The organism is Devosia sp. UYZn731, assembly GCF_040546795.1.
Taxonomy (GTDB): Bacteria; Pseudomonadota; Alphaproteobacteria; order Rhizobiales; family Devosiaceae; genus Devosia.
Map to the genome: position 1 here is coordinate 93,390 of NZ_JBEPOL010000007.1, position 16,944 is coordinate 110,333.

Consider the following 16,944-nt stretch of genomic DNA (forward strand, 5'->3'; position numbering starts at 1 on the left):
GAAAATGGCCGCCCAATGGCGGCCGGGTTGATCAGGCTATTTCCACCGTTGCGGTGAACTGCACCACGCCATGCGAAATGGCGGGATTGGGATCGTCGATGATGCGCACCATCTCGCATTGCAGCGAGACCAACGCATTGACCGCCAAAGGCAGGTCGACGTCGTGGAGCGCCTTTTTGACGGCGCCAGAAATCTTGCGGCACTGGGTCGAGCCGTAAGCCTCGTCAGGCCCATTCGTCCAAATATCGAACTGGACCGTGATCTCTTCGCCATCGACGCAATCGAAGTCATCGGGCACCGACGTGCTGGGCCCGACCGAAATGTATGGGAATGGCACGGCAGGGCCGCCTTCTTGGCGCTCGGGAACCCGGTCATAGATCCGGTCGGCGACAAGCGCCGCGACAGCAGCATCAGCCTTGAGGAGCACGATCGCCGCGGTCAGAAGTTCGAGGCTGGCGTCCATGTGTCAGCCTCCGGCTGCGGCGCGCTTGGCCGATTTGGTGATTGCTCGCGTGACCCGCGCCTTCGCTCGCTTCCGACCAGCGCGCCAGCTTGGGAAGAAGAAAGGGCGGGCCGGGGTGCCGGGATTGTCAGATCCGGCATAGAGACCGCCGTTGACATGTGCCGAGGTGCCGAACTCCACCCACCGGGCGTAGAAGGCCTTATCGTCGCCGGCATAGATCGTGATGCGCAGGTTGCCAGTCGCGGGGCCTTTGACCTGTCCGAGGGTGATGGAGCCCTTCGGCGCATCACCCCAAGTCCAGCCGATGCTCTCACGAAGGTCGCCGTGATCGACGGCCACAAGAGATTTTGCGAGATCGACAATCTCGGCGGCGCTCTTCTCCATCGCCAAGCTGATTTCTTGCCGGGCCAGTTCGGGCAAGCGCCTCAGCTTCTTCCTTAGGCGATCGAGCCCAAGCACCTTGGTGGCCATCAGCTCGGGCGCCCCTCTTCGGCGAGGAACTCCAGCCAGTGGTTGGCGCCATCTGGATCGGCGGGCGGCGATACGATGTTAAGCACGCGGTTCGCGTTGCGCGCATCGACGACCTGCCACGCGGTCGTGATGTCGAGCATGTGTTTCGCCCAGCGTATCGTCACGATGTACGGCTGGCGACCGCCGAGACGGGCCGCCGTGACCGCCTCGCCGCCGGTGCGGGGGCGCATGCCGGCCGCAACGGTGTGAACAGTGGCGAAGGCACCAGCGCCGGGGATCACGCCGCCCATGCCGTCGTTGCCGTCGCCACGGGCCTGGAAGTGCAACCGCTCGCGCAGCGCGCCACGGCGACGGAAGCTATCAGCCATTGGCCTTGACGGCCTTCGCTGGCTCGACGTCCTTGGAGACCACCTCGGCCGCCTTTGCCGCAACAGCAGCATCAGCGCAGGCCTGGGTCACCGGGCCCTCCCAGCCGGCCTTGTAGCCGACGGTAGACTGACTGGACGGCTTGAAGTCGTAGTCCTTGGAGAAACGAACCTTGATGGCCATGGCGGCCTCCTATGCGAGGGTTGGAGTGCGGAGACGCCAGAGCAGCGCCGCCACGGGGTTCTTGGCGTTCAGGGTGCCTCCAGCAAGTCCGGAGAGGGCCGCCTGGGCGGCTTCGCTCTCGTCGTCGAGCAGATACCCCACGAGCATGATGACGGCGGCCGTGACGCGTCCGGGTACGGTGTCAGCGGTCCATGCCGGATCTGGCTTGGGCTGTACGAAATCGAGGACGATGTTCTCGGCCTGGGCGATCTTGAGCGTGATGTCTGCCGTGCGCTCGTCGTCGGCGAATGGCGCATCACCGACCAGATCGAGCCGCAGCGCGCCATTCACCTGGGCAACCGTAACCCAGGCCATCAGCCCACCTTGACGGGATGAACCGCCTTCAGTTCGCCGTCCTTGCCTGGCTTGCCGTCGCGGCCGCGCTTCACCGAAAGACGCCAGCCGTCGCCGCCATCCGGCTTGTCGGCGTTGTCATCCTTCTGGCTGATCCAGAACGAGCCGGCCCAGGTGACGCCGTCACCCTTGGCATAGCCCTCAGCCTTGGCCTCCACCCAGACGCCGCGGTCGATCACCACCGGCATCGTGATCGGGAATTCCTTCACGGTGTCGCCCTTGGCGAAGCGCAGCGTCATCGTGCGCTCGCCATCGTGCTCTACGGTCAGATCATCGAAGCCCAGGCCGTCCTTGCCCGTGGCATCAACACCATCCTTACCGACGACCACACCCAGACTCTTGGTTGAACCGTCGGAGTGGGTCAGTACCAGCGCGCCATCGCGGTCGATAATCGCCGACGTTACCGACACGGGCACGCCTCGCTGCTCGATCGCGTCAACCCGGCGAACTGCGTCGGCGACCGCTTTATCGACGTACTGCTTGACCGCGGCAAACCCACGGTCGAATGCATCTTGAAAGCTCATCAGGCGGCCTCACTGACGGCGAAGAGCCGTTCCGCAGTACTTGGGTCGATCTTTGGCTCTTCTGCCGCTGGCGGGCTCGGTTCGGGCGTTGCGGAGGCTTTCCCGAACGGATCGTCGCCGGCATCGCGCTTGGCCAAGGCTTCCAGCGAATAATTCTGCTGTTGCAGGTAGACCGTATTGCCGCCCACGGTCGGCTCCAGGCCGAGGCGATGGCGCTGCTCGTCGATCTTCATCACGCCAGCGCCTTCCTTCACCACCTTCATCAGGGCGGTGCTGTCCATGCGCAGCAGGTTGTCGAGGTCCAGTTCGGTCCCGTATTTCGCGCCGATGCCGAGTCCTTCATCGAGGCAAAGCTCGATGTCCTCGATCAGCCGCTGGAGCGCCTGGGAATAATACTCGACGCCGAGCGCCTCGACGTTATTGCTGCTCGGGATTGCGCCGATGCCGACCTTGTAGGCCGGCACGTGGAACACGCTGCAGATCACCTCAACGGTCCATTTGAGTTGCTCGATCAGCTGGGCCTCGACCGACGTCATCGCCATGCGCTCGAACTTGAGCCCATCGCCCAGCACAGCGACTTTTTTGGCGTTGTCGCCCGTGTAGTTGGTTTCCCAGTGCTCTTTCAGCCGCTGGGCCGTGGCATCCTCGATGGCGCTAGGGGCGCTCAGAATGCCAGGCGTAATGCCGCCGTTCTGGTACGTCCGGGTCAGCGTGCTCTGGATGGAGAGGCCCTGCGTCGCCGTTAGACCACAGGCCATCAACGGCGACGTGCCCACCAGGGGATGGTAGATGCAATTGAAGCGGTCGTGGATGATCTCGCGCGCCGGGACGATCACCTGGCTCTCAATGCCGGCCACGTTGTCCGCGTTGAGCTGGTAGAACACGTCCCCGTTGTCCGCCACTAGCGGAAAGGTGAGGTTCGGGTCGAGCACGTGCAGGGTCGTGACGATGCCGCGGTCGTCGCGGCCCTTCAGGATGTAAGCGTTGCCGCGCCCCAATTTCGACAGCACCCACGATTCGAGAAACTGGATACGGGTCTGGTGCCGGTTCGGCTTGCGCAGCACAGGAGAGAAGGCGGGGTTCTCGGTCTCTTTCCAGATGCCGGTTGCGCCCTTTTCCACCAGCTTGATACGTAGCTTGGCGATGTCCGAAGCGATGAGCGTCATGCAGGCATAAACCGCATGGTAGCTCATCACGTCTTCATGCTTGATCTCGATGTTGCGCTGCCATGCGCCAGTGAAGCTTTCCATCACCGCGCGCCACCAGCCGCCTCGATCATCCGGGCGCGCCAAGTTGGCAACGGCCTTCTGGCGGGTAATTTCCAGCCCAAAGGCGCGCATTAGCTATTTGCCTTCCGGCGTTCGGCTTCGAGCTCGATCGCGGCAACAGCATCGGCCTTGGACTTGATAGGCTCGCCGCTGCAGCCCTTGGCCAGCGCGCGAAGATCGGCCCAAGCGAGTTCGCGCCAACCGTCGGGAATGGGGACGAGATTTTTGCCCGCTTCGGTCTGCAGAGCCGCGACGTCATACCCAAGCTTGTCGAAGATGCGTGCATATCGCCGATCCGACGACTTCAACGCTCGGTTGAGATAGCCTTGATGCTTCATTGCGGGAATCCTCATGGGAATGCCGGCCGCACTGCTGCGCGACCGGAGGATTTCGGGGTAGATCAGCCGCCGTAGTTGGACTGGTCGATGTACTGCACGGCGCCGGGGCGGCGCTTGGTCCAGTTGATGAAGCGCTCGGCACGGATGCCGACAAGGTTCATCTGCCACAGCGAGACCATGACAGTGGCCGCGACCGGGGGATTGGTCGGGGCGCTGTCCATTTGCAGGGAAGCCTGGTTGCTGGCATCGAGCAGGGTCTCGCCGTCGTCAGCGAGCATGATCTCCGAGGCCTTAGCCAGGATGATGCGTGCACCTTCGTCGCCGACTGCGACGTTTGCCGGAACGCCTTCGGACAGCACAACCGGCAGACCGAAGAAGCGACCACCAGCGTCGCCATTGATCTGGATGTCAGGGAATTCGCGCTGGCCGAGCGGATTGAGCATCAGGGCGAGTGCCAGGGCCTGCATCTCGGTCATGATCCAGACTGCACCGGCAAGCGACAGATTGGCGGCGACGAACTTACCCATCAGGGCCCGGACGTCAGCCCGCACGGCGTCGGCGTCGGTGCCGCTGGCAATGACAGGCGTCACGCCGTTGGTGATCGAGGCAGGCTTCACGCCAGGGGTACCGGCATTCAGGGGATCGACGAAATCCTTGTCCATGGTCTGGACAATGGTGTCGATCAGATCCTGGCGCACGATGGCTTCGGCCGACGGGTCGGAGAAGCGCACCAGTTCGTCAGTCATCACGACGATGCCGGCCAGCTTGGTAACGCCCAAGCTGATCTGGTCGAAGGCCAGCGCCGATACCGGCTTAGGAGCGCCTTCACCCACCCACGACGCCGAGGAACCGCCGGTCTGGCGCGGCACCTTGATGTTGAACGGCACGCGGCGAAGGCCGGGAATGCGCCCGATGATGGTCGCCGGGCGCAGCAGTTCGGCGAACTCGGAGGCCATGTTGGTATATTCCACCAGGGGCTTTGCCCAAGCAGCGTCCGTCGTGGTGCCGGCGGCGACCGCTGCCTTCAGGACAGCCGAGACTTCAGGCGTCTGGTCGTCCCAGCGCTTGGCGATCTCCGCCGACTGCATCAGGTTGCCCTTGCCGGCCATGAGGGCCATGGCGAAGCGGGTAAATGCGGTACCCTTCGCGACGGCGTCCTTGATCGGTACGGCGGGAAGCCCCGAACGCACTGCAGCGGCGGCGGCGTCCGTCTGGACATGGGCGGCATTGACGGGGCGGGCGGAGGCAGCCTGGGCGCGCTCCAGAGAGCGGAAGCGTTTCAGGTCGGCGTCGATGGCCTCGACTTCGCCGGAGAGCGTGTCGAACTCTTCCTGCTCAGCCGCGTCGGTGGTGCGACCGCCTTCGCCGCCCTTCTGCATGATTTCCGCCATGCGGGTGGCTTTGGTCAGGCGCGTAGTTTCAAGAGCAGTGATCTGCTCGGCAGTGGTCTTCATTTCAGTGGCCTCCTTGGGCCTCAGGTTTACGGAATTGGATTTCCCCGAGGCGCCGGGGGCGGTCTTCGTCGGACGCTCGATATCGCCGGTCGCGGCGGGAGCGTTCGTGTCGAAACTCTTGATGACCGACATCGCCTTGGACGTGTCGGTGATGAGGGCCTGGGCGTTCGCGGGGATCGTCACCGCGCTCAGCTCGTAGACCTCGGTCTTGATGAACCTGATGCCGCCTTCGTCCATGAAGGCGTATTCGACGGCGCGGAAGCCGATTGACACGGCGCGCACCAGGCCGGCCGTGATCGACTGCCAGGCCTCTTCGATGCGGTCGCGCAAAACGCCCGCTTCCTCGATCGTGGGGAGTTCGGCGATGAAGCCGATCCCGTCTTTGGTGGGCTTATCGAACTTCACCGTGCCGATCGGCTTGTCGTGCTGGTGCTGCCACAGCAGCGGCAGCGGGTTTTTGAACGAGACACCCAGCGGCTCGATGATATCGCCGACCCGATCGACGCCGGGCGTGGTAGCGATGCCGCGAATCGTGCGCGTGTTTTCGTCGACCGCTTTCACGGTCAGGACTGAGTAAGCTCGGTTCATTGGGGTATCCCCTCAGGGTCAGACGAAGATCATCTGGTATTGCTTGGCGCTATGGGCGACAGGATTGCGGCTCATCACCGACACCGCGTTGAACAGCGCCATAGCAGGGTCAATCTTTGCCTCGCCGGCATGGAGCTTCGTGGCTCGGATGCCGGTGGCCGTGTTCTCGATCTTCAGGTTCGGCACGCACCAGGCCATTAATGGCCCACCGCAATGCAGCAGCGTCCCACCAGCGAGCTTCCGTTCGGTGGTCTTGATGGAGCTCATCAGCCAACCGCCCTGGGCGACGCCGATCAGCAGGCCCAATTCCTCGGTGACGTCGATGGCCGACAGTGCGTCGACGATCTCACCGATGTTCGCCGGGTCGGCCGCAACGGGCCCCAATAGGTTCCTGAGCTTGATCCGCTCGACGATATCCACCAGCGCGGCGACGTCTCCGCCCGGCTCCTTGAGGATCGTCAATTCGCCGGCCAGTTCGAAATCGAGCAGTTTCGGCGCGATAGCCTTGCGCAGCGTCAGCACGGATCGCTGGCACCAGGCATGCGACCAGGACAGCCACCTCTTGGTGCGAACAACACGCTTCTCGCCTTCCAGGGTCGTGTAATGGACCTCGGTCTCTTTGGCCTCACGGCCGAGCAGTGTCAGCCCGACAAGATCGTCCAAGCCGCCGCCGTCGAGGCCGGGCACCACGATCTCGCATCGGTCGAGCAGCGCATCGAGCGCGGCCCAATGGTCGAGCGCACCGAGGTCCGGGTCTAGAGCGTCTTCCCAGTATGGGGCCCCGACCCACCCCTCATCCGACAGCGCCATGCCGATCTGGACATTGAGGTGCTGCGATGCCCAGCGCCGCTCCTCTTCCTTGCTCTTCTCCACGGCCGCGGCATAGCCAGCAATCATGGTGTCGAGGTGCAGGGACTTGCCAAGGTTCGGCATGACCTGGGGCCAATTCGCAGGATCAGCCCAGGCCTTGTCTTTCGACCTCTGCAGCGCTTCCGAAAACTCATAGAGGATCGGCAGCATGCGAGCGTTCTTGACCTTGCCGTCGCGCACAGCACGGGCATAGGTCAGTTCGGCCTTGAACACGCCAGCGGGTGGCTCGTCGCTCTGGGTCGTGATGATCAGCAGGAAGCTGTTCTTCTTCGACTCCAGCGCGCCGCGAATCTGGCCCAGCACGCGGGCCGCATAGTGGATCGAGCCCATGATGTGGAGCTCGTCGATCAGCACCCCGATCGGCTTTGAGCCGGTCATGACCTTCATCGAGAAGGTCTTCACCTTCACGAAGGCCTTGGTCACCCGATCCCGGATCGTCTTCCGGTGCTCGATGACGTGGAACCGCTTCTGCAAATACCCATCGGGATCGGCGTCGATCATGCCGGCGGCCTGCTGGAACGCCAGGTCAGCGATCTCCTGCGTCGGACCGATAAATAGGAACTCGCCGCGGGGCACCTTGTTTTCAAGCAGCGCGGTGATCATTAGGCCGCCGCCATTCGTGGTCTTCGAATTTTTCTTGCCCACCAGGCAGAAGACCTCGGGGACATGCCGAACGCCTTCGTCATCGAGGGACCCGAAGATCACCCGCACGATGTCGCGGAACCAGTCAGCACCGGCCACCGCGAATGACGGCTGGTCAGCGATATCGGGAATCCGCAACTTGTTGAAGATGCGAACCGCCTTCTCGGCCTTTTCGGTGAACAGCGGCAGCGTCGGGATAATCGACTTCCCCGCAGCCAGACGCTCTGCCCAATCCGGGCAGGCGAAGTCCCAGTCTGCTACTGCAGCACCGTCCCCCAATCGGAGCCCTCCGGCGCTTCCTGCGCGTCAATGTCGGCCTGTTCCTTCTTGCCGCGGGCGGGAACCCTGCCCTCCTTCTTCGGCTTCGGCGGAATAGCCCCGGCCAGCTCGAGGAACTTGTTCTGCGCCGGAACGCTGCCGCCAATGGCGGAGCGGTACCGAGCCATCATCACCTCGGCCGTTTTCTTCGCCACGGCGCATTCCATCTCCACGGAAAAATGCTTCACCAAGGTTTCGACGTGGATATCCATCGCCTCAGCAATGGCTTCCTTCGTCATCCCTTGCGCTCTCAGGACTTGCACCTTGTCGCGGGCATCGTCGGTGGGGACGTATTCAGGCCGCCCCCGACCGCTTTTTCCGGTAGCCATGGCTTGTATTTCATCCAATCACGAAAAAAATCTCTGCATGAGATCGCCGCGGGTCCGGGAAAGCGGCCCTTTCGGACCTTTCGACCACCCCCCCCCGGTCATCTCGGGAAGCTGCCCTGGGCCATTGCCATCCACATGGCCACGGCCAGCGTCAGGAGGCATAGCGCACAGGCCAGCAGAGCAATCCCAGCAGCGATCTCGACGAGATCGGTGTATGACCACCAGTCTGCCCAACGATCGCGCCAGGTCGGCTCGGGCCGTCCACGATTGAGGATGTCTTCTAGCCTCGGACACTGCTTGGCATTTGGGACGCGCAAGGTCAGCTGCCCTGCGCCTTGAAGCCGATAGACCGGTCGGAGATGTCGGCGCTTCTCACGCTGAACGTTCCATCGCGCACGCTCCGTTGCACGTCGGTCAGTGGTTCCTCTGCCTTAGGCAACTGCGATGTCTTGAGCAGTGCGGCGTGAAGGCCCGCATCGAGCACCATCACTTCGGCACGCACGCCAAGGCGAGTGATGGTAGCCCTGGCTGCATCCCTGATGGCCACCGCGTGGTGTTGCGACAGAGCGTGGCTTGAGGTGATGACGAGCACGTCGCCATCTTCGAGCTTCAGCTTTTCGGCTTCCGCCATGTTTTCGTTCAGCTTGACGATGAGGCTATCGATATCCGCCATCTGACTTCTCCATGGATTGCGCCTCGCTGTCGTGCCACTCCTTGGACACGGCCTCGAGGTTATTGATGTCCCAGAACAGGCGCTCTTCGCCCTTGTGCGGCACCTTGTGGTGGACGACCGGGCTGTTCGACGCCGGCGCCTTGCCGGTCAGCATGATGCCGGTGTGCTGGCACTGGTAGAGATCGCGCACCAGCACATCCTCACGCAAGCGCTGCCACCGCGATGAGTGATACCAGCCGCGGACCGTGGCATCGGGGCTGTAGCGCTTGTCGCGAATGGCGCGCGTGGTTGAGAGGCGCGGCTTGGCTACGCCGATGCGGTTGCCGAGCGTCTTCAATTTCGAGCCACAACCATCGGCTGGCAAATATGGGGCCGAGCCAGGGAGTCCGAAGTGTTAAACATGTGGTCAAACCCCTTGCCCAGAAAGGAGATCATCGAATGCTAAAACTTACGCTTCGCCTGATGGGCGCCGCGCTGCTGTTCGTCGCCGACCAACTGCCGTAAATGATGCGGCCCTCGGACTGTGGCGGGGTCCGAGGGCTTCTGGGTCTCCTGGGCTTTCGCTCAGGGTCTCTAGCTGACGTGGTTCTGGATGATGGGCTTTGATACCCCACCCGCTTGGCGGGTGTCGAACTGCACATTGCAGACCGTTTGAGGTCCGTCTTGCGCAGTTCTGGATGATGTCGAAGAGATAGCTTACTCGCTAAGTGGGTGGCAATGAGGGGGGGAGAGTCGGCGCGTTTCCGGGCTTTTCGCCTCTTTACTTCACCATGCCCCACATCTTTGCCAGATCATCAAGTGCATCCCGAAGATTATCGGCCGTCGTATTTCGCACCCGCTCTACGTTCGTAATATCGGAAAATGATAGACCTTGGCCGGCGACCTTGATGACCAAGTCATAATTTCGCTGTCCAAGAATATCGCGGCAGGCGCGCAGGACTTTGCCTGCATCCAGTTGCCGTTCGCTGATCGGGTCCCGAGCGCCGCCTCCGTCTACGTGTTGGCGGGCATAGTCCATGGCGCCTACGGTGCCGCCACATGCCTCCCAGGTGGCCCTGAAGCGATCGGCGGCTCTCTTCTGCGCCTCGTCGAGCTTGCCACGGGCGAACAGCGTCTCGACGGCGCTCTCGCGCAGGTTCTTCACGACCTTGATCCGCTTCGGGTTTGTGGTGCTCTCGGCGTGGTCGGCCGTGAAGTGCGGGTTGTCCACTTCGCCGACGGCGAGATCGGCCTTAGATTTGAATTTGGGCCTCATTCGGCATCCTCAGTTTCTTGGACTGTTTCGTCACGATCACCGGGCTGTGGGACTGTTTCGTCACGATCACCCTTCTTCCTTATGATCTTAGAAGGGTGGCCGTGACGTATCTGTCCCAGCTTGCGATCCCTGAACCACGCCGATCGGGACTTGCCTTCGGCAAGCCACGGCTTTGTGGCCTCGAATGATTGGGAGCGGGGCTTGACCCCGCGCTCCACCCGAAGCTTTGCGGATCGACGACGCGCCGCCTCCCGGCGTCGATCATCTGGGGATTGATCACATGCGTCGACCAGTCTCCGGATGCCGTGCTCCTGACGCTCAGCGGCTGTGAGCTGGATCATTTCTCCGATCACGGCCGAGCTGAACGATAGGACGCCGGCCGCCCTGGCGGCGGCGACTTCGCGCACAACCGGCTCCAAGATGGCATCGGGGATGTTGATGCCGATCCTAGTGCAGTGCCGTGTCACCGACACCAGGTTGACGGCGGTATCGACGCGCGCCGCGACATAGCAGGCCGCTCTGGCCCAACCATCGAGGCTGCCCATTGCCAGCTTCTCGCGGAGCCTGGCCCGGCACACGCGTGTGAGGTATCGGCGTAGCTCGAGGCCCATTACTTCCTCAACGCTGTAACGGGGGCGGCCTGAGCCGAACCCGGGAGCTTCATCGCGCACGGGACACCCCCTGCGCTCCGATGCCCGCCCAGCGCTTTTCAAGGATGCGCTGGCGCAGACTCTGCCGGTCGGGCTTCACTGCCGCCAGCATGCGCCGCTCGGCCGCCCGCATGGCCTCGAACCCGCCGACGGCGAATAGGTCCGTCCCGATCATCCAGACCAGTTGGCGGTCGTCTTCATTGGTGGATCGCTCCAGGCGAGAGAGCGCCGCGTCGAGTTGATCGTCGAGCCGCAGGGCTGGGTCACCTCGGCGCGCAGTCTCGACCTCGAATATCCTGACCAGCAAGCGAACGGCAAGGTCGCCGGCTTGCTCGGATGGTATGGCCCAGAGCTGTTCAAGTTCGGAGGCCAGTTGCTCGTTCTTCAGAGTGCGGACGGACGTGGCCAGCAGCTCGACCTGCTGCCGAAACAGGGTCAGCGGCTGAGCGTAGAATGGACTGATAGGCCCGAGGGGTTTGCGGGTGGCGACGGCGTTCACGGCCCCACTCCGAACAAGATGATTACCGCGGCGAAGTCGATGACGAGGCCGGTGAGGATGGCCCAGCCCAAGGTGATGAGGCGTTTTTTCATGCTGCTTCTCCCTCGAAGAAGGCCATCAGCTTGCGCCGGGAGGCCACCCACTGGCCCCTGGATTTGCCAGGGGTCTTGATATTGCGGGCGGGGATTAGACCCTTCTCCAGTAGGTAGAAGGTCTGCTGTCGGGACTTCCCGATGAGGGCGCCGATATCTTCGGCGCCCCAGATGAGGTCGAGAGTTTCGGGCTCAGACATTGGCGCCTCCCTTGCAAAGGCGTCTCGCGTCCGCATTGTTGGCGTCGTCGATAGCGCTGGACAGTTCATCCAGTTTGGCGATGGCGGCCTCGAGTGTCGCCACGGCGCCGTACCGATCATTGGCGTGGTCATGGTCATAGCTGCTGGACAACAAGGCGGTGACGGTGGTTCGGACCAGCCCCGCCGCGCGGTCGACGTCTTCCGTTCGGTCAAGCAACAGGCCGACGAGGTTCGCGCAAACGTCCAACCGCTCGGCGGGGGTAAGATCAATGGCCATCAGACGTCTCCTTTAGTTCGAAGCAGGCGAGGAAGTCGCGGCGCAATCCTTCAGCCCGCCTCTCAACCTCGTGGCAGAGAAACGAATGGATGTTGGCGTCCTCATAGGACTGGTAGTGGCACGAGTAGGTGCCGTCGGGGTTACGCTCCCCGGTGGTGTTTGCCACCTCCATCCGCACGGAGAGAACCGCCAGATAGTGGAGCTCGTGGACTGCCGTTTCGAGGCCTTTGAAGGCGGCGATCTGGTCAACCATTCGCGCCTCCCTTGGCGGCGGCGCGTGCATCCTCGATGGCGTCTTGCGCCAAGTGAATGCAGTTGCGAACGTCGTCGGCAATGAACTGCAGGGCGTCCCGCTGGTCCTCTGGTATCAGGTCGCAGTGAGCCATCATGAACAGAGCCGTGCAGCGTGTGGCGGCACTGGTAAGTTGATCATGGACGTTGATGAGACGGTTTTCGGTAGAAGCGGGCTCGACCGTGCGGGCATCCCCGCGCTGGGCGTTCACTTCGCACCCCCTTCGCCGGCCGTGCCCGGGAATTGGATCACCGTTTGGCTGGAGTGCTTGGCCAAGTGCTGGTCGATCAGAGCGCGGCCGCGATCCTTGAGCCAGGCAGCGACGGCCGTCTTGCGCCAGATGCGGCAGCGTCGGCCGAATGGGTCACGCGAGCTGTCGCCCCAGCGATCGGTTTCGCAACAGAAGTCGTCCAGGGAGCGGCCGACAAGCGCATTGAGAGCCCGCTGTTCCGCCACATTGGATGGAATGTTCGCGATCCGGTGAACCCGCTTCATATCCGCCCAGTGGGAGGGCACAAACACATCGTTGGCATTGGCGGCCTGGAGGGCCCTGATGATGTCCGTGCTGACGCGGATCAGTTCATCTTGGCGAGCCGCGAGGTGATCGACGGTGTGGATGATGCGTTTCTCGCGCAGAAACTGGTTCCACAGCTTTTCCTGCAGATAAGCATCGAGGTCGCTCAGAGGAGTCGTGACCTGGGTCTTAAGATGCCCGTGGAGGCCACCGACCTTGCTCTCAGTCACTTCGTGCAGGCGCGCCAGCGCAGTTTCAATGTGCAGCAAAGCTGAGCCCGGCGACACCGCAGCGTCGCGCCCTTCCATATGAGCGCGGACGACGTCGTTGCACCACATGTGGAACTCTGGGGAGAGATACTTGGCGTAGGCGAGGCCTATCTGCCAGTGAGCCCAAGTGCCGGGGGCCTTGCCCCCCACCTGCGCCTTGATCAAAGCAGTGTCGGATTTTCCGATAGTGATCTCAACGTGCTCGATGAAAGTTTTCGAGGACGGGAGGTCACGCCACTTGGCTGGCGTCTGCTGCGGATCGCCGCCGGCCGCCTTCCACATGTCCGTCAGCGACAGCATTTCCGCCTTCTCGCGGATCGTCTGGCCCTGGTAGGTGAGTGCTTGGCTGGTCATTCGCCCTGCTCCCCACCCTTGGCGCGGATGGCGCCGTTGATGATCTCGGCATCGATGGTGCGCTCGACAGAAGCCCACCAGGCCTCATCCTGTTCACGCCCCATGATGTCTTCGACTTCGAAGATCACCTCGGCGGGGACGTCGCGGTAGTCGTCGATCAGGACATCGGTGTAGCTCTTGCCTTGCTGAATCCCAGCGCGGCATGCTTCCACTATGGTGAGCACGACCTGCTTGCGCAGTTCTTCTCTAGAATTTTTGGCGTGTGGACCCACAGCGCCCGAAGTGTTACCTTCAGTCGTCATCTGATTTTCCGATCAATGATGTGTTGAGATTTGCCACTCTGATAAGCGGCGGTCATTCAGGCCGGGGTAGCTGCTGATACAGCCGCCTCGGCTTTTTCGTTTTCAGGCAGAGCTCGCTCGAGCAGGACGATGATCTGGCTGTTCATGGATCGGCGCTCGGTAATCGCTGCAGCCTTCACTCGGTCAGCAAGCGGTGTCGGCATGCGGACCTGGCCTCGATATTCAGTCTCGGCAGTAGTATTGCTATCGCGCAATATAAATCTCCTATCCCGGTAAAAGTTTATGCCACACCGTGTGGCGTCGTTAACTGTGTGGCATAGGTGTGGCATTGTGGTCAAGCGGATTGTGTGTCACTCGTGTGGCATGGCAAGAGAAGACCCACATTTCCGTTTAAGAATTCCCGAAACGCTCCTGAAACAGATTCAGGAGGCGGCGTCGGCAAGCCGCCGTAGCGCTACGGCGGAAATTGTGGAGCGACTGGAGCAATCGCTCGCGCTCGCCAACCTCATCGAAAACTATAAGCATGCGGAAGAGCGGCTCCTGGAGCAGGTCAAAACCGAGCGAGAGCTCCGAAAGCAGGTCACCCTGCTTGAAGATCAGATCGCGCTGCTGAAGGCCCAGGCCGAACAGGGTCACCCGATTGTCCAAGATTCCAACGAACGCGTCGGACTGGCCAGCCAAATCATATCCACTTTCGAGAAAATCTTCGGATCGAAACAGGACATGGGCGCCGTTCTTGCCTCGCTAGAAAATGCGCAGCAAAAGCTGGAACAGATCAAGGCGGGACATGACCCGGAGGATGCTTCAACCGTGAAGCCTAAGCCTAAGCCGAAGTCCAAGCGCGAGCAGACCAGCCAAGTGGCGAACGACGATCCAGTTATCACCACCCAAGGCGGTATACCTCAGAACCCGTTTGCAGCCCCATCGGAGCCCTCCGACGCCCCTAGGCCGAAGTCGTCGCGCAATGTCAGGCTGGCGGACGAATGAGCGTCCGCAAGCGCCCCACGCCCCGCAAGGATGGCACATTCCCTTGGGTGGTCGACTATGTCGATGTTGCCGGCAAGCGACGGCTCAAGACGTTCGACAAAAAGAAGGATGCCGATGCCTTCGCGGCCAGGTCATCGGTCGAGGTGTCGGACGGGGTGCACGTGGCGGACAGCGCTTCGATCACCATCGAAGAGGCCGGCAAGAACTGGATTGCGACCTGCAAGGCCAACGGACTGGAGCGTACCAGCATTGAGCCCTACGAGACCCACCTAAAGCTCCATATCGTGCCGCTGATCGGCAAAGCGCTGGTGTCCCGTATGTCGGTGCCGTCGATCCGCGACTTTGAGGACAAGCTGCGCGCAAAGGGACTGTCGCAGGCAATGATCAGGCGGGTGGTGGGGAGCGTTGGAGCGCTGATCGGCGACGCGCAGGAGCGCGGCCAGGCCATGCACAATCCGGTGCGAGAAATGCGCGGGCGTCGCAAGGGCAAAGAGCGCAGGCTGGAGCAGCGCCACAAGGGCAAGCTCAAGGTCGGGGTGGACATACCCACCAGAGACGAGGCCAAGGCCTTCCTGGGCGCTCTACAGGGGCGATGGCGCCCACTCCTGATGACGGCGCTGTTCTGCGGCCTGCGCTCGTCGGAACTGCGCGGATTGGCTTGGGCAGATATCGACCTCGAGCGACGAGAATTGCACGTCCGCCAGCGCGCCGATCGGTTCAACGACATCGGATCTCCGAAATCGGCAGCCGGTGACCGCACCGTGCCTATTCCGGCTATGCTGGCGAACACGCTGAAGGAATGGAAGCTGGCATGCCCCAAGAGCGAGCTGGGCCTGGCCTTCCCGAACGGGACGGGGAAGCCAGAGGCGCATGCGAACATCATCAATCGCGGATTGGTGCCGGCGATGATCGCGGCCGGCGTCACGGTGGAGGGGATGAAAAGGGGGAAGCCTGCGGTGGTGGCCAGGTATTCGGGCTTGCACTCGCTGCGGCATTGGTTCGCGTCCTGGTGCATCAACCCGGTGTCGCGGGGTGGCATGGGGCTATCGCCGCAAGAGGTTCAGGACAGGGTAGGGCACTCGTCTATCTCGACCACATTGGACGTCTACGGGCACCTATTTCCGGTCGATGATACCACCGCCGCGGTAGACGCCGCTGAGCGCTCGCTGCTGAGCTGAACGCGACATGGATGCAACAAAAGCGCTGAGACCCCAGCAAACCCGGGCCTTAACTGGGGAATCATAATCCGTGTGTCCCCAGTTCAAATCTGGGCTTCGCTACCATTCAAAACCCCCGGGAAACCGGGGGTTTTTTGTTTCTCCCAAGGCTTGTCAATTGTCTCGCGCGCGAGGCTAGTGGCAATCGGTGTTTGGCCGGTAGGGTCAACGCGGGCCGGGGTCATCGCGCGACATAATCGGGGCGATAGAGGTTCGACAGGCTCGCTAAGCGACGTCACGACCTTTATGTTGCCGTCAAGATTTCCCGGAACATTGTTGCGTTTTTTACCGCGTAGCCGTTGAAATCGTTATTGAAGTAAATCCACACATGCTTCGCTTGGACTTGGTGGATGCGGCGTGCCCAGTCTACCAATTCGTCATGGCTGTAATCATGGCGGTACCACCGGTCGACGCCATGAAAGCGAATATAGATATCATCGGCGGTCTTCACCACGGCGTCCGGCAAACGTGGCCCGCTGCAAGAGCAAAAGATGGCCCCGGCTTTTCTAAATGCGGCGTAGACCTCGTCATTCCACCAGCTGGCGTGGCGAAACTCGATCACGTTGCGCCGCTGAGGATCGAGTTGTTCCAAAATGTCCCGCAAACGCGCCGGCGAATAGTGATAGCTTGGCGGTAGCTGGAACAAGAAGCAGCCCATCAGCGGCCCCAGCAGGTCGGCTATGTAGCCAAAATCCCTTATCAGCGTCTTGGTGCCTTCAAACTTCTTGATATGGGTTACCAACTCCGATGCCTTCACCGTGTAGACCATTTCCCGGCCTTCGGCCTGTTTGCGCCAGGATTCTACCGTCCCCAATGTGGGCCACGAGTAAAACGGCGCATTTAGCTCCACAGTACTGAAATGGCTCGCATAATGAGCAAACCACTCCTTGGTGGGCATTTGGGTCGGGTAAAAGCTGCCTTTTAAATGCCAGTAAAACCAGCCGGAGCATCCGATGTTCAGCGCTGGCGGTTTTGAGGCTTGGGCTCCATTTCCGGCCTTTTGCGCGAGCAGGCGGGCTTCGTGCATTTTGCCGGCCCGCAGAAGCGTGATCTGGCGCTGCTTGATGCGCCTTTCCGCCTTTTTAGCCCGGCGCTCCACAATTGTCGGGGATGCTGTTTCGATCATTCACGTCAACAAATCAGGCTGCCAATAGTT

The 16,944-nt window shown here is 61.8% G+C and carries 26 protein-coding genes; 2 read left to right on the plus strand and 24 right to left on the minus strand.

Going from position 1 to position 16,944, the window contains the following annotated elements:
- Positions 1–31 precede the first annotated feature (31 nt).
- From ABIB57_RS17960 to ABIB57_RS18070, 23 genes are all read right to left on the minus strand, one after another.
- Complete coding sequence (locus ABIB57_RS17960) at positions 32–463, minus strand: DUF3168 domain-containing protein (protein ID WP_354042561.1); 432 nt, start codon at positions 461–463, stop codon at positions 32–34.
- A 3-nt stretch (positions 464–466) separates the two neighbouring features.
- Positions 467–934: an HK97-gp10 family putative phage morphogenesis protein gene (locus ABIB57_RS17965; protein ID WP_354042562.1), complete on the minus strand. Its 468-nt coding sequence runs from the start codon at positions 932–934 to the stop codon at positions 467–469.
- A complete protein-coding gene (locus ABIB57_RS17970) occupies positions 934–1,302 on the minus strand; it encodes a head-tail adaptor protein (protein WP_354042563.1) in 369 nt (122 codons plus the stop codon). The genes ABIB57_RS17965 and ABIB57_RS17970 overlap by 1 nt, the downstream gene beginning before the upstream one ends.
- Positions 1,295–1,483: a hypothetical protein gene (locus tag ABIB57_RS17975; protein ID WP_354042564.1), complete on the minus strand. Its 189-nt coding sequence runs from the start codon at positions 1,481–1,483 to the stop codon at positions 1,295–1,297. The genes ABIB57_RS17970 and ABIB57_RS17975 overlap by 8 nt, the downstream gene beginning before the upstream one ends.
- Before the next feature lie 9 nt (positions 1,484–1,492).
- Positions 1,493–1,837, minus strand: a complete 345-nt coding sequence (locus ABIB57_RS17980) for a hypothetical protein (RefSeq protein WP_354042565.1) — start codon at positions 1,835–1,837, stop codon at positions 1,493–1,495.
- On the minus strand, positions 1,837–2,400 hold the full coding sequence (locus ABIB57_RS17985) for a hypothetical protein (protein ID WP_354042566.1): 564 nt from the start codon (positions 2,398–2,400) through the stop codon (positions 1,837–1,839). The genes ABIB57_RS17980 and ABIB57_RS17985 overlap by 1 nt, the downstream gene beginning before the upstream one ends.
- The gene (locus ABIB57_RS17990) at positions 2,400–3,740 is read right to left on the minus strand and encodes a phage portal protein (RefSeq protein WP_354042567.1); all 1,341 of its coding nucleotides are present in this window, start codon (positions 3,738–3,740) and stop codon (positions 2,400–2,402) included. Before ABIB57_RS17990 ends, ABIB57_RS17985 begins: the two co-directional genes overlap by 1 nt.
- Positions 3,740–4,006 (minus strand): hypothetical protein, encoded by a 267-nt coding sequence (locus ABIB57_RS17995; protein ID WP_354042568.1) that lies wholly within the window; start codon positions 4,004–4,006, stop codon positions 3,740–3,742. Before ABIB57_RS17995 ends, ABIB57_RS17990 begins: the two co-directional genes overlap by 1 nt.
- 62 nt (positions 4,007–4,068) lie before the next feature.
- Positions 4,069–6,048 (minus strand): phage major capsid protein, encoded by a 1,980-nt coding sequence (locus tag ABIB57_RS18000; protein ID WP_354042569.1) that lies wholly within the window; start codon positions 6,046–6,048, stop codon positions 4,069–4,071.
- An 18-nt stretch (positions 6,049–6,066) separates the two neighbouring features.
- Positions 6,067–7,839 carry a terminase large subunit gene (locus ABIB57_RS18005; protein WP_354042570.1) on the minus strand — a complete coding sequence of 591 codons (1,773 nt, stop codon included), beginning with the start codon at positions 7,837–7,839 and terminating at the stop codon, positions 6,067–6,069.
- Positions 7,818–8,207, minus strand: coding sequence for a hypothetical protein (locus ABIB57_RS18010; protein WP_354042571.1), 390 nt, complete (start codon positions 8,205–8,207; stop codon positions 7,818–7,820). Before ABIB57_RS18010 ends, ABIB57_RS18005 begins: the two co-directional genes overlap by 22 nt.
- A gap of 319 nt (positions 8,208–8,526) precedes the next feature.
- The gene (locus ABIB57_RS18015; protein ID WP_354042572.1) at positions 8,527–8,880 is read right to left on the minus strand and encodes a hypothetical protein; all 354 of its coding nucleotides are present in this window, start codon (positions 8,878–8,880) and stop codon (positions 8,527–8,529) included.
- Positions 8,864–9,217 (minus strand): HNH endonuclease, encoded by a 354-nt coding sequence (locus tag ABIB57_RS18020; protein ID WP_354042573.1) that lies wholly within the window; start codon positions 9,215–9,217, stop codon positions 8,864–8,866. The genes ABIB57_RS18015 and ABIB57_RS18020 overlap by 17 nt, the downstream gene beginning before the upstream one ends.
- 423 nt (positions 9,218–9,640) lie before the next feature.
- Positions 9,641–10,135 (minus strand): hypothetical protein, encoded by a 495-nt coding sequence (locus ABIB57_RS18025; protein ID WP_354042575.1) that lies wholly within the window; start codon positions 10,133–10,135, stop codon positions 9,641–9,643.
- Positions 10,132–10,680 carry a hypothetical protein gene (locus ABIB57_RS18030; protein WP_354042576.1) on the minus strand — a complete coding sequence of 183 codons (549 nt, stop codon included), beginning with the start codon at positions 10,678–10,680 and terminating at the stop codon, positions 10,132–10,134. Before ABIB57_RS18030 ends, ABIB57_RS18025 begins: the two co-directional genes overlap by 4 nt.
- Positions 10,681–10,795: 115 nt before the next feature.
- Positions 10,796–11,284, minus strand: coding sequence for a hypothetical protein (locus ABIB57_RS18035; protein WP_354042578.1), 489 nt, complete (start codon positions 11,282–11,284; stop codon positions 10,796–10,798).
- 88 nt (positions 11,285–11,372) lie between these two features.
- Entirely contained in the window at positions 11,373–11,576 is a 204-nt protein-coding gene (locus ABIB57_RS18040; protein ID WP_354042579.1) for a DNA-binding protein, read from the minus strand.
- Positions 11,569–11,853 (minus strand): hypothetical protein, encoded by a 285-nt coding sequence (locus ABIB57_RS18045; RefSeq protein WP_354042580.1) that lies wholly within the window; start codon positions 11,851–11,853, stop codon positions 11,569–11,571. Before ABIB57_RS18045 ends, ABIB57_RS18040 begins: the two co-directional genes overlap by 8 nt.
- Positions 11,843–12,106 (minus strand): hypothetical protein, encoded by a 264-nt coding sequence (locus ABIB57_RS18050; protein WP_354042581.1) that lies wholly within the window; start codon positions 12,104–12,106, stop codon positions 11,843–11,845. The genes ABIB57_RS18045 and ABIB57_RS18050 overlap by 11 nt, the downstream gene beginning before the upstream one ends.
- Positions 12,099–12,356, minus strand: coding sequence for a hypothetical protein (locus ABIB57_RS18055; RefSeq protein ID WP_354042582.1), 258 nt, complete (start codon positions 12,354–12,356; stop codon positions 12,099–12,101). The genes ABIB57_RS18050 and ABIB57_RS18055 overlap by 8 nt, the downstream gene beginning before the upstream one ends.
- Positions 12,353–13,282 (minus strand): KilA-N domain-containing protein, encoded by a 930-nt coding sequence (locus tag ABIB57_RS18060; protein ID WP_354042583.1) that lies wholly within the window; start codon positions 13,280–13,282, stop codon positions 12,353–12,355. Before ABIB57_RS18060 ends, ABIB57_RS18055 begins: the two co-directional genes overlap by 4 nt.
- Positions 13,279–13,584, minus strand: coding sequence for a hypothetical protein (locus tag ABIB57_RS18065; protein ID WP_354042584.1), 306 nt, complete (start codon positions 13,582–13,584; stop codon positions 13,279–13,281). Before ABIB57_RS18065 ends, ABIB57_RS18060 begins: the two co-directional genes overlap by 4 nt.
- Positions 13,585–13,640: 56 nt before the next feature.
- Complete coding sequence (locus ABIB57_RS18070) at positions 13,641–13,838, minus strand: Arc family DNA-binding protein (protein ID WP_354042585.1); 198 nt, start codon at positions 13,836–13,838, stop codon at positions 13,641–13,643.
- 109 nt (positions 13,839–13,947) lie between these two features.
- Here ABIB57_RS18070 and ABIB57_RS18075 point away from each other — a divergent pair, with 109 nt between their 5' ends.
- Complete coding sequence (locus tag ABIB57_RS18075) at positions 13,948–14,571, plus strand: Arc family DNA-binding protein (protein WP_354042586.1); 624 nt, start codon at positions 13,948–13,950, stop codon at positions 14,569–14,571.
- Positions 14,568–15,749, plus strand: coding sequence for a tyrosine-type recombinase/integrase (locus ABIB57_RS18080; protein WP_354042587.1), 1,182 nt, complete (start codon positions 14,568–14,570; stop codon positions 15,747–15,749). Before ABIB57_RS18075 ends, ABIB57_RS18080 begins: the two co-directional genes overlap by 4 nt.
- Before the next feature lie 283 nt (positions 15,750–16,032).
- On the opposite strand, the gene ABIB57_RS18085 is transcribed toward ABIB57_RS18080, so the two are convergent.
- A complete protein-coding gene (locus ABIB57_RS18085; protein WP_354042588.1) occupies positions 16,033–16,914 on the minus strand; it encodes a DUF72 domain-containing protein in 882 nt (293 codons plus the stop codon).
- Positions 16,915–16,944: the final 30 nt, after the last annotated feature.

Coding starts and splice junctions, on each gene's coding strand:
- ABIB57_RS17960 (WP_354042561.1), bottom strand. CDS start 463: ATGGACGCCAGCCTCGAACTTCTGACCGCGGCGATCGTGCTCCTCAAG.
- ABIB57_RS17965 (WP_354042562.1), bottom strand. CDS start 934: ATGGCCACCAAGGTGCTTGGGCTCGATCGCCTAAGGAAGAAGCTGAGG.
- ABIB57_RS17970 (WP_354042563.1), bottom strand. CDS start 1,302: ATGGCTGATAGCTTCCGTCGCCGTGGCGCGCTGCGCGAGCGGTTGCAC.
- ABIB57_RS17975 (WP_354042564.1), bottom strand. CDS start 1,483: ATGGCCATCAAGGTTCGTTTCTCCAAGGACTACGACTTCAAGCCGTCC.
- ABIB57_RS17980 (WP_354042565.1), bottom strand. CDS start 1,837: ATGGCCTGGGTTACGGTTGCCCAGGTGAATGGCGCGCTGCGGCTCGAT.
- ABIB57_RS17985 (WP_354042566.1), bottom strand. CDS start 2,400: ATGAGCTTTCAAGATGCATTCGACCGTGGGTTTGCCGCGGTCAAGCAG.
- ABIB57_RS17990 (WP_354042567.1), bottom strand. CDS start 3,740: ATGCGCGCCTTTGGGCTGGAAATTACCCGCCAGAAGGCCGTTGCCAAC.
- ABIB57_RS17995 (WP_354042568.1), bottom strand. CDS start 4,006: ATGAAGCATCAAGGCTATCTCAACCGAGCGTTGAAGTCGTCGGATCGG.
- ABIB57_RS18000 (WP_354042569.1), bottom strand. CDS start 6,048: ATGAACCGAGCTTACTCAGTCCTGACCGTGAAAGCGGTCGACGAAAAC.
- ABIB57_RS18010 (WP_354042571.1), bottom strand. CDS start 8,207: ATGGCTACCGGAAAAAGCGGTCGGGGGCGGCCTGAATACGTCCCCACC.
- ABIB57_RS18015 (WP_354042572.1), bottom strand. CDS start 8,880: ATGGCGGATATCGATAGCCTCATCGTCAAGCTGAACGAAAACATGGCG.
- ABIB57_RS18025 (WP_354042575.1), bottom strand. CDS start 10,135: ATGAGGCCCAAATTCAAATCTAAGGCCGATCTCGCCGTCGGCGAAGTG.
- ABIB57_RS18030 (WP_354042576.1), bottom strand. CDS start 10,680: ATGGGCAGCCTCGATGGTTGGGCCAGAGCGGCCTGCTATGTCGCGGCG.
- ABIB57_RS18040 (WP_354042579.1), bottom strand. CDS start 11,576: ATGTCTGAGCCCGAAACTCTCGACCTCATCTGGGGCGCCGAAGATATC.
- ABIB57_RS18045 (WP_354042580.1), bottom strand. CDS start 11,853: ATGGCCATTGATCTTACCCCCGCCGAGCGGTTGGACGTTTGCGCGAAC.
- ABIB57_RS18050 (WP_354042581.1), bottom strand. CDS start 12,106: ATGGTTGACCAGATCGCCGCCTTCAAAGGCCTCGAAACGGCAGTCCAC.
- ABIB57_RS18060 (WP_354042583.1), bottom strand. CDS start 13,282: ATGACCAGCCAAGCACTCACCTACCAGGGCCAGACGATCCGCGAGAAG.
- ABIB57_RS18065 (WP_354042584.1), bottom strand. CDS start 13,584: ATGACGACTGAAGGTAACACTTCGGGCGCTGTGGGTCCACACGCCAAA.
- ABIB57_RS18075 (WP_354042586.1), top strand. CDS start 13,948: ATGGCAAGAGAAGACCCACATTTCCGTTTAAGAATTCCCGAAACGCTC.
- ABIB57_RS18080 (WP_354042587.1), top strand. CDS start 14,568: ATGAGCGTCCGCAAGCGCCCCACGCCCCGCAAGGATGGCACATTCCCT.
- ABIB57_RS18085 (WP_354042588.1), bottom strand. CDS start 16,914: ATGATCGAAACAGCATCCCCGACAATTGTGGAGCGCCGGGCTAAAAAG.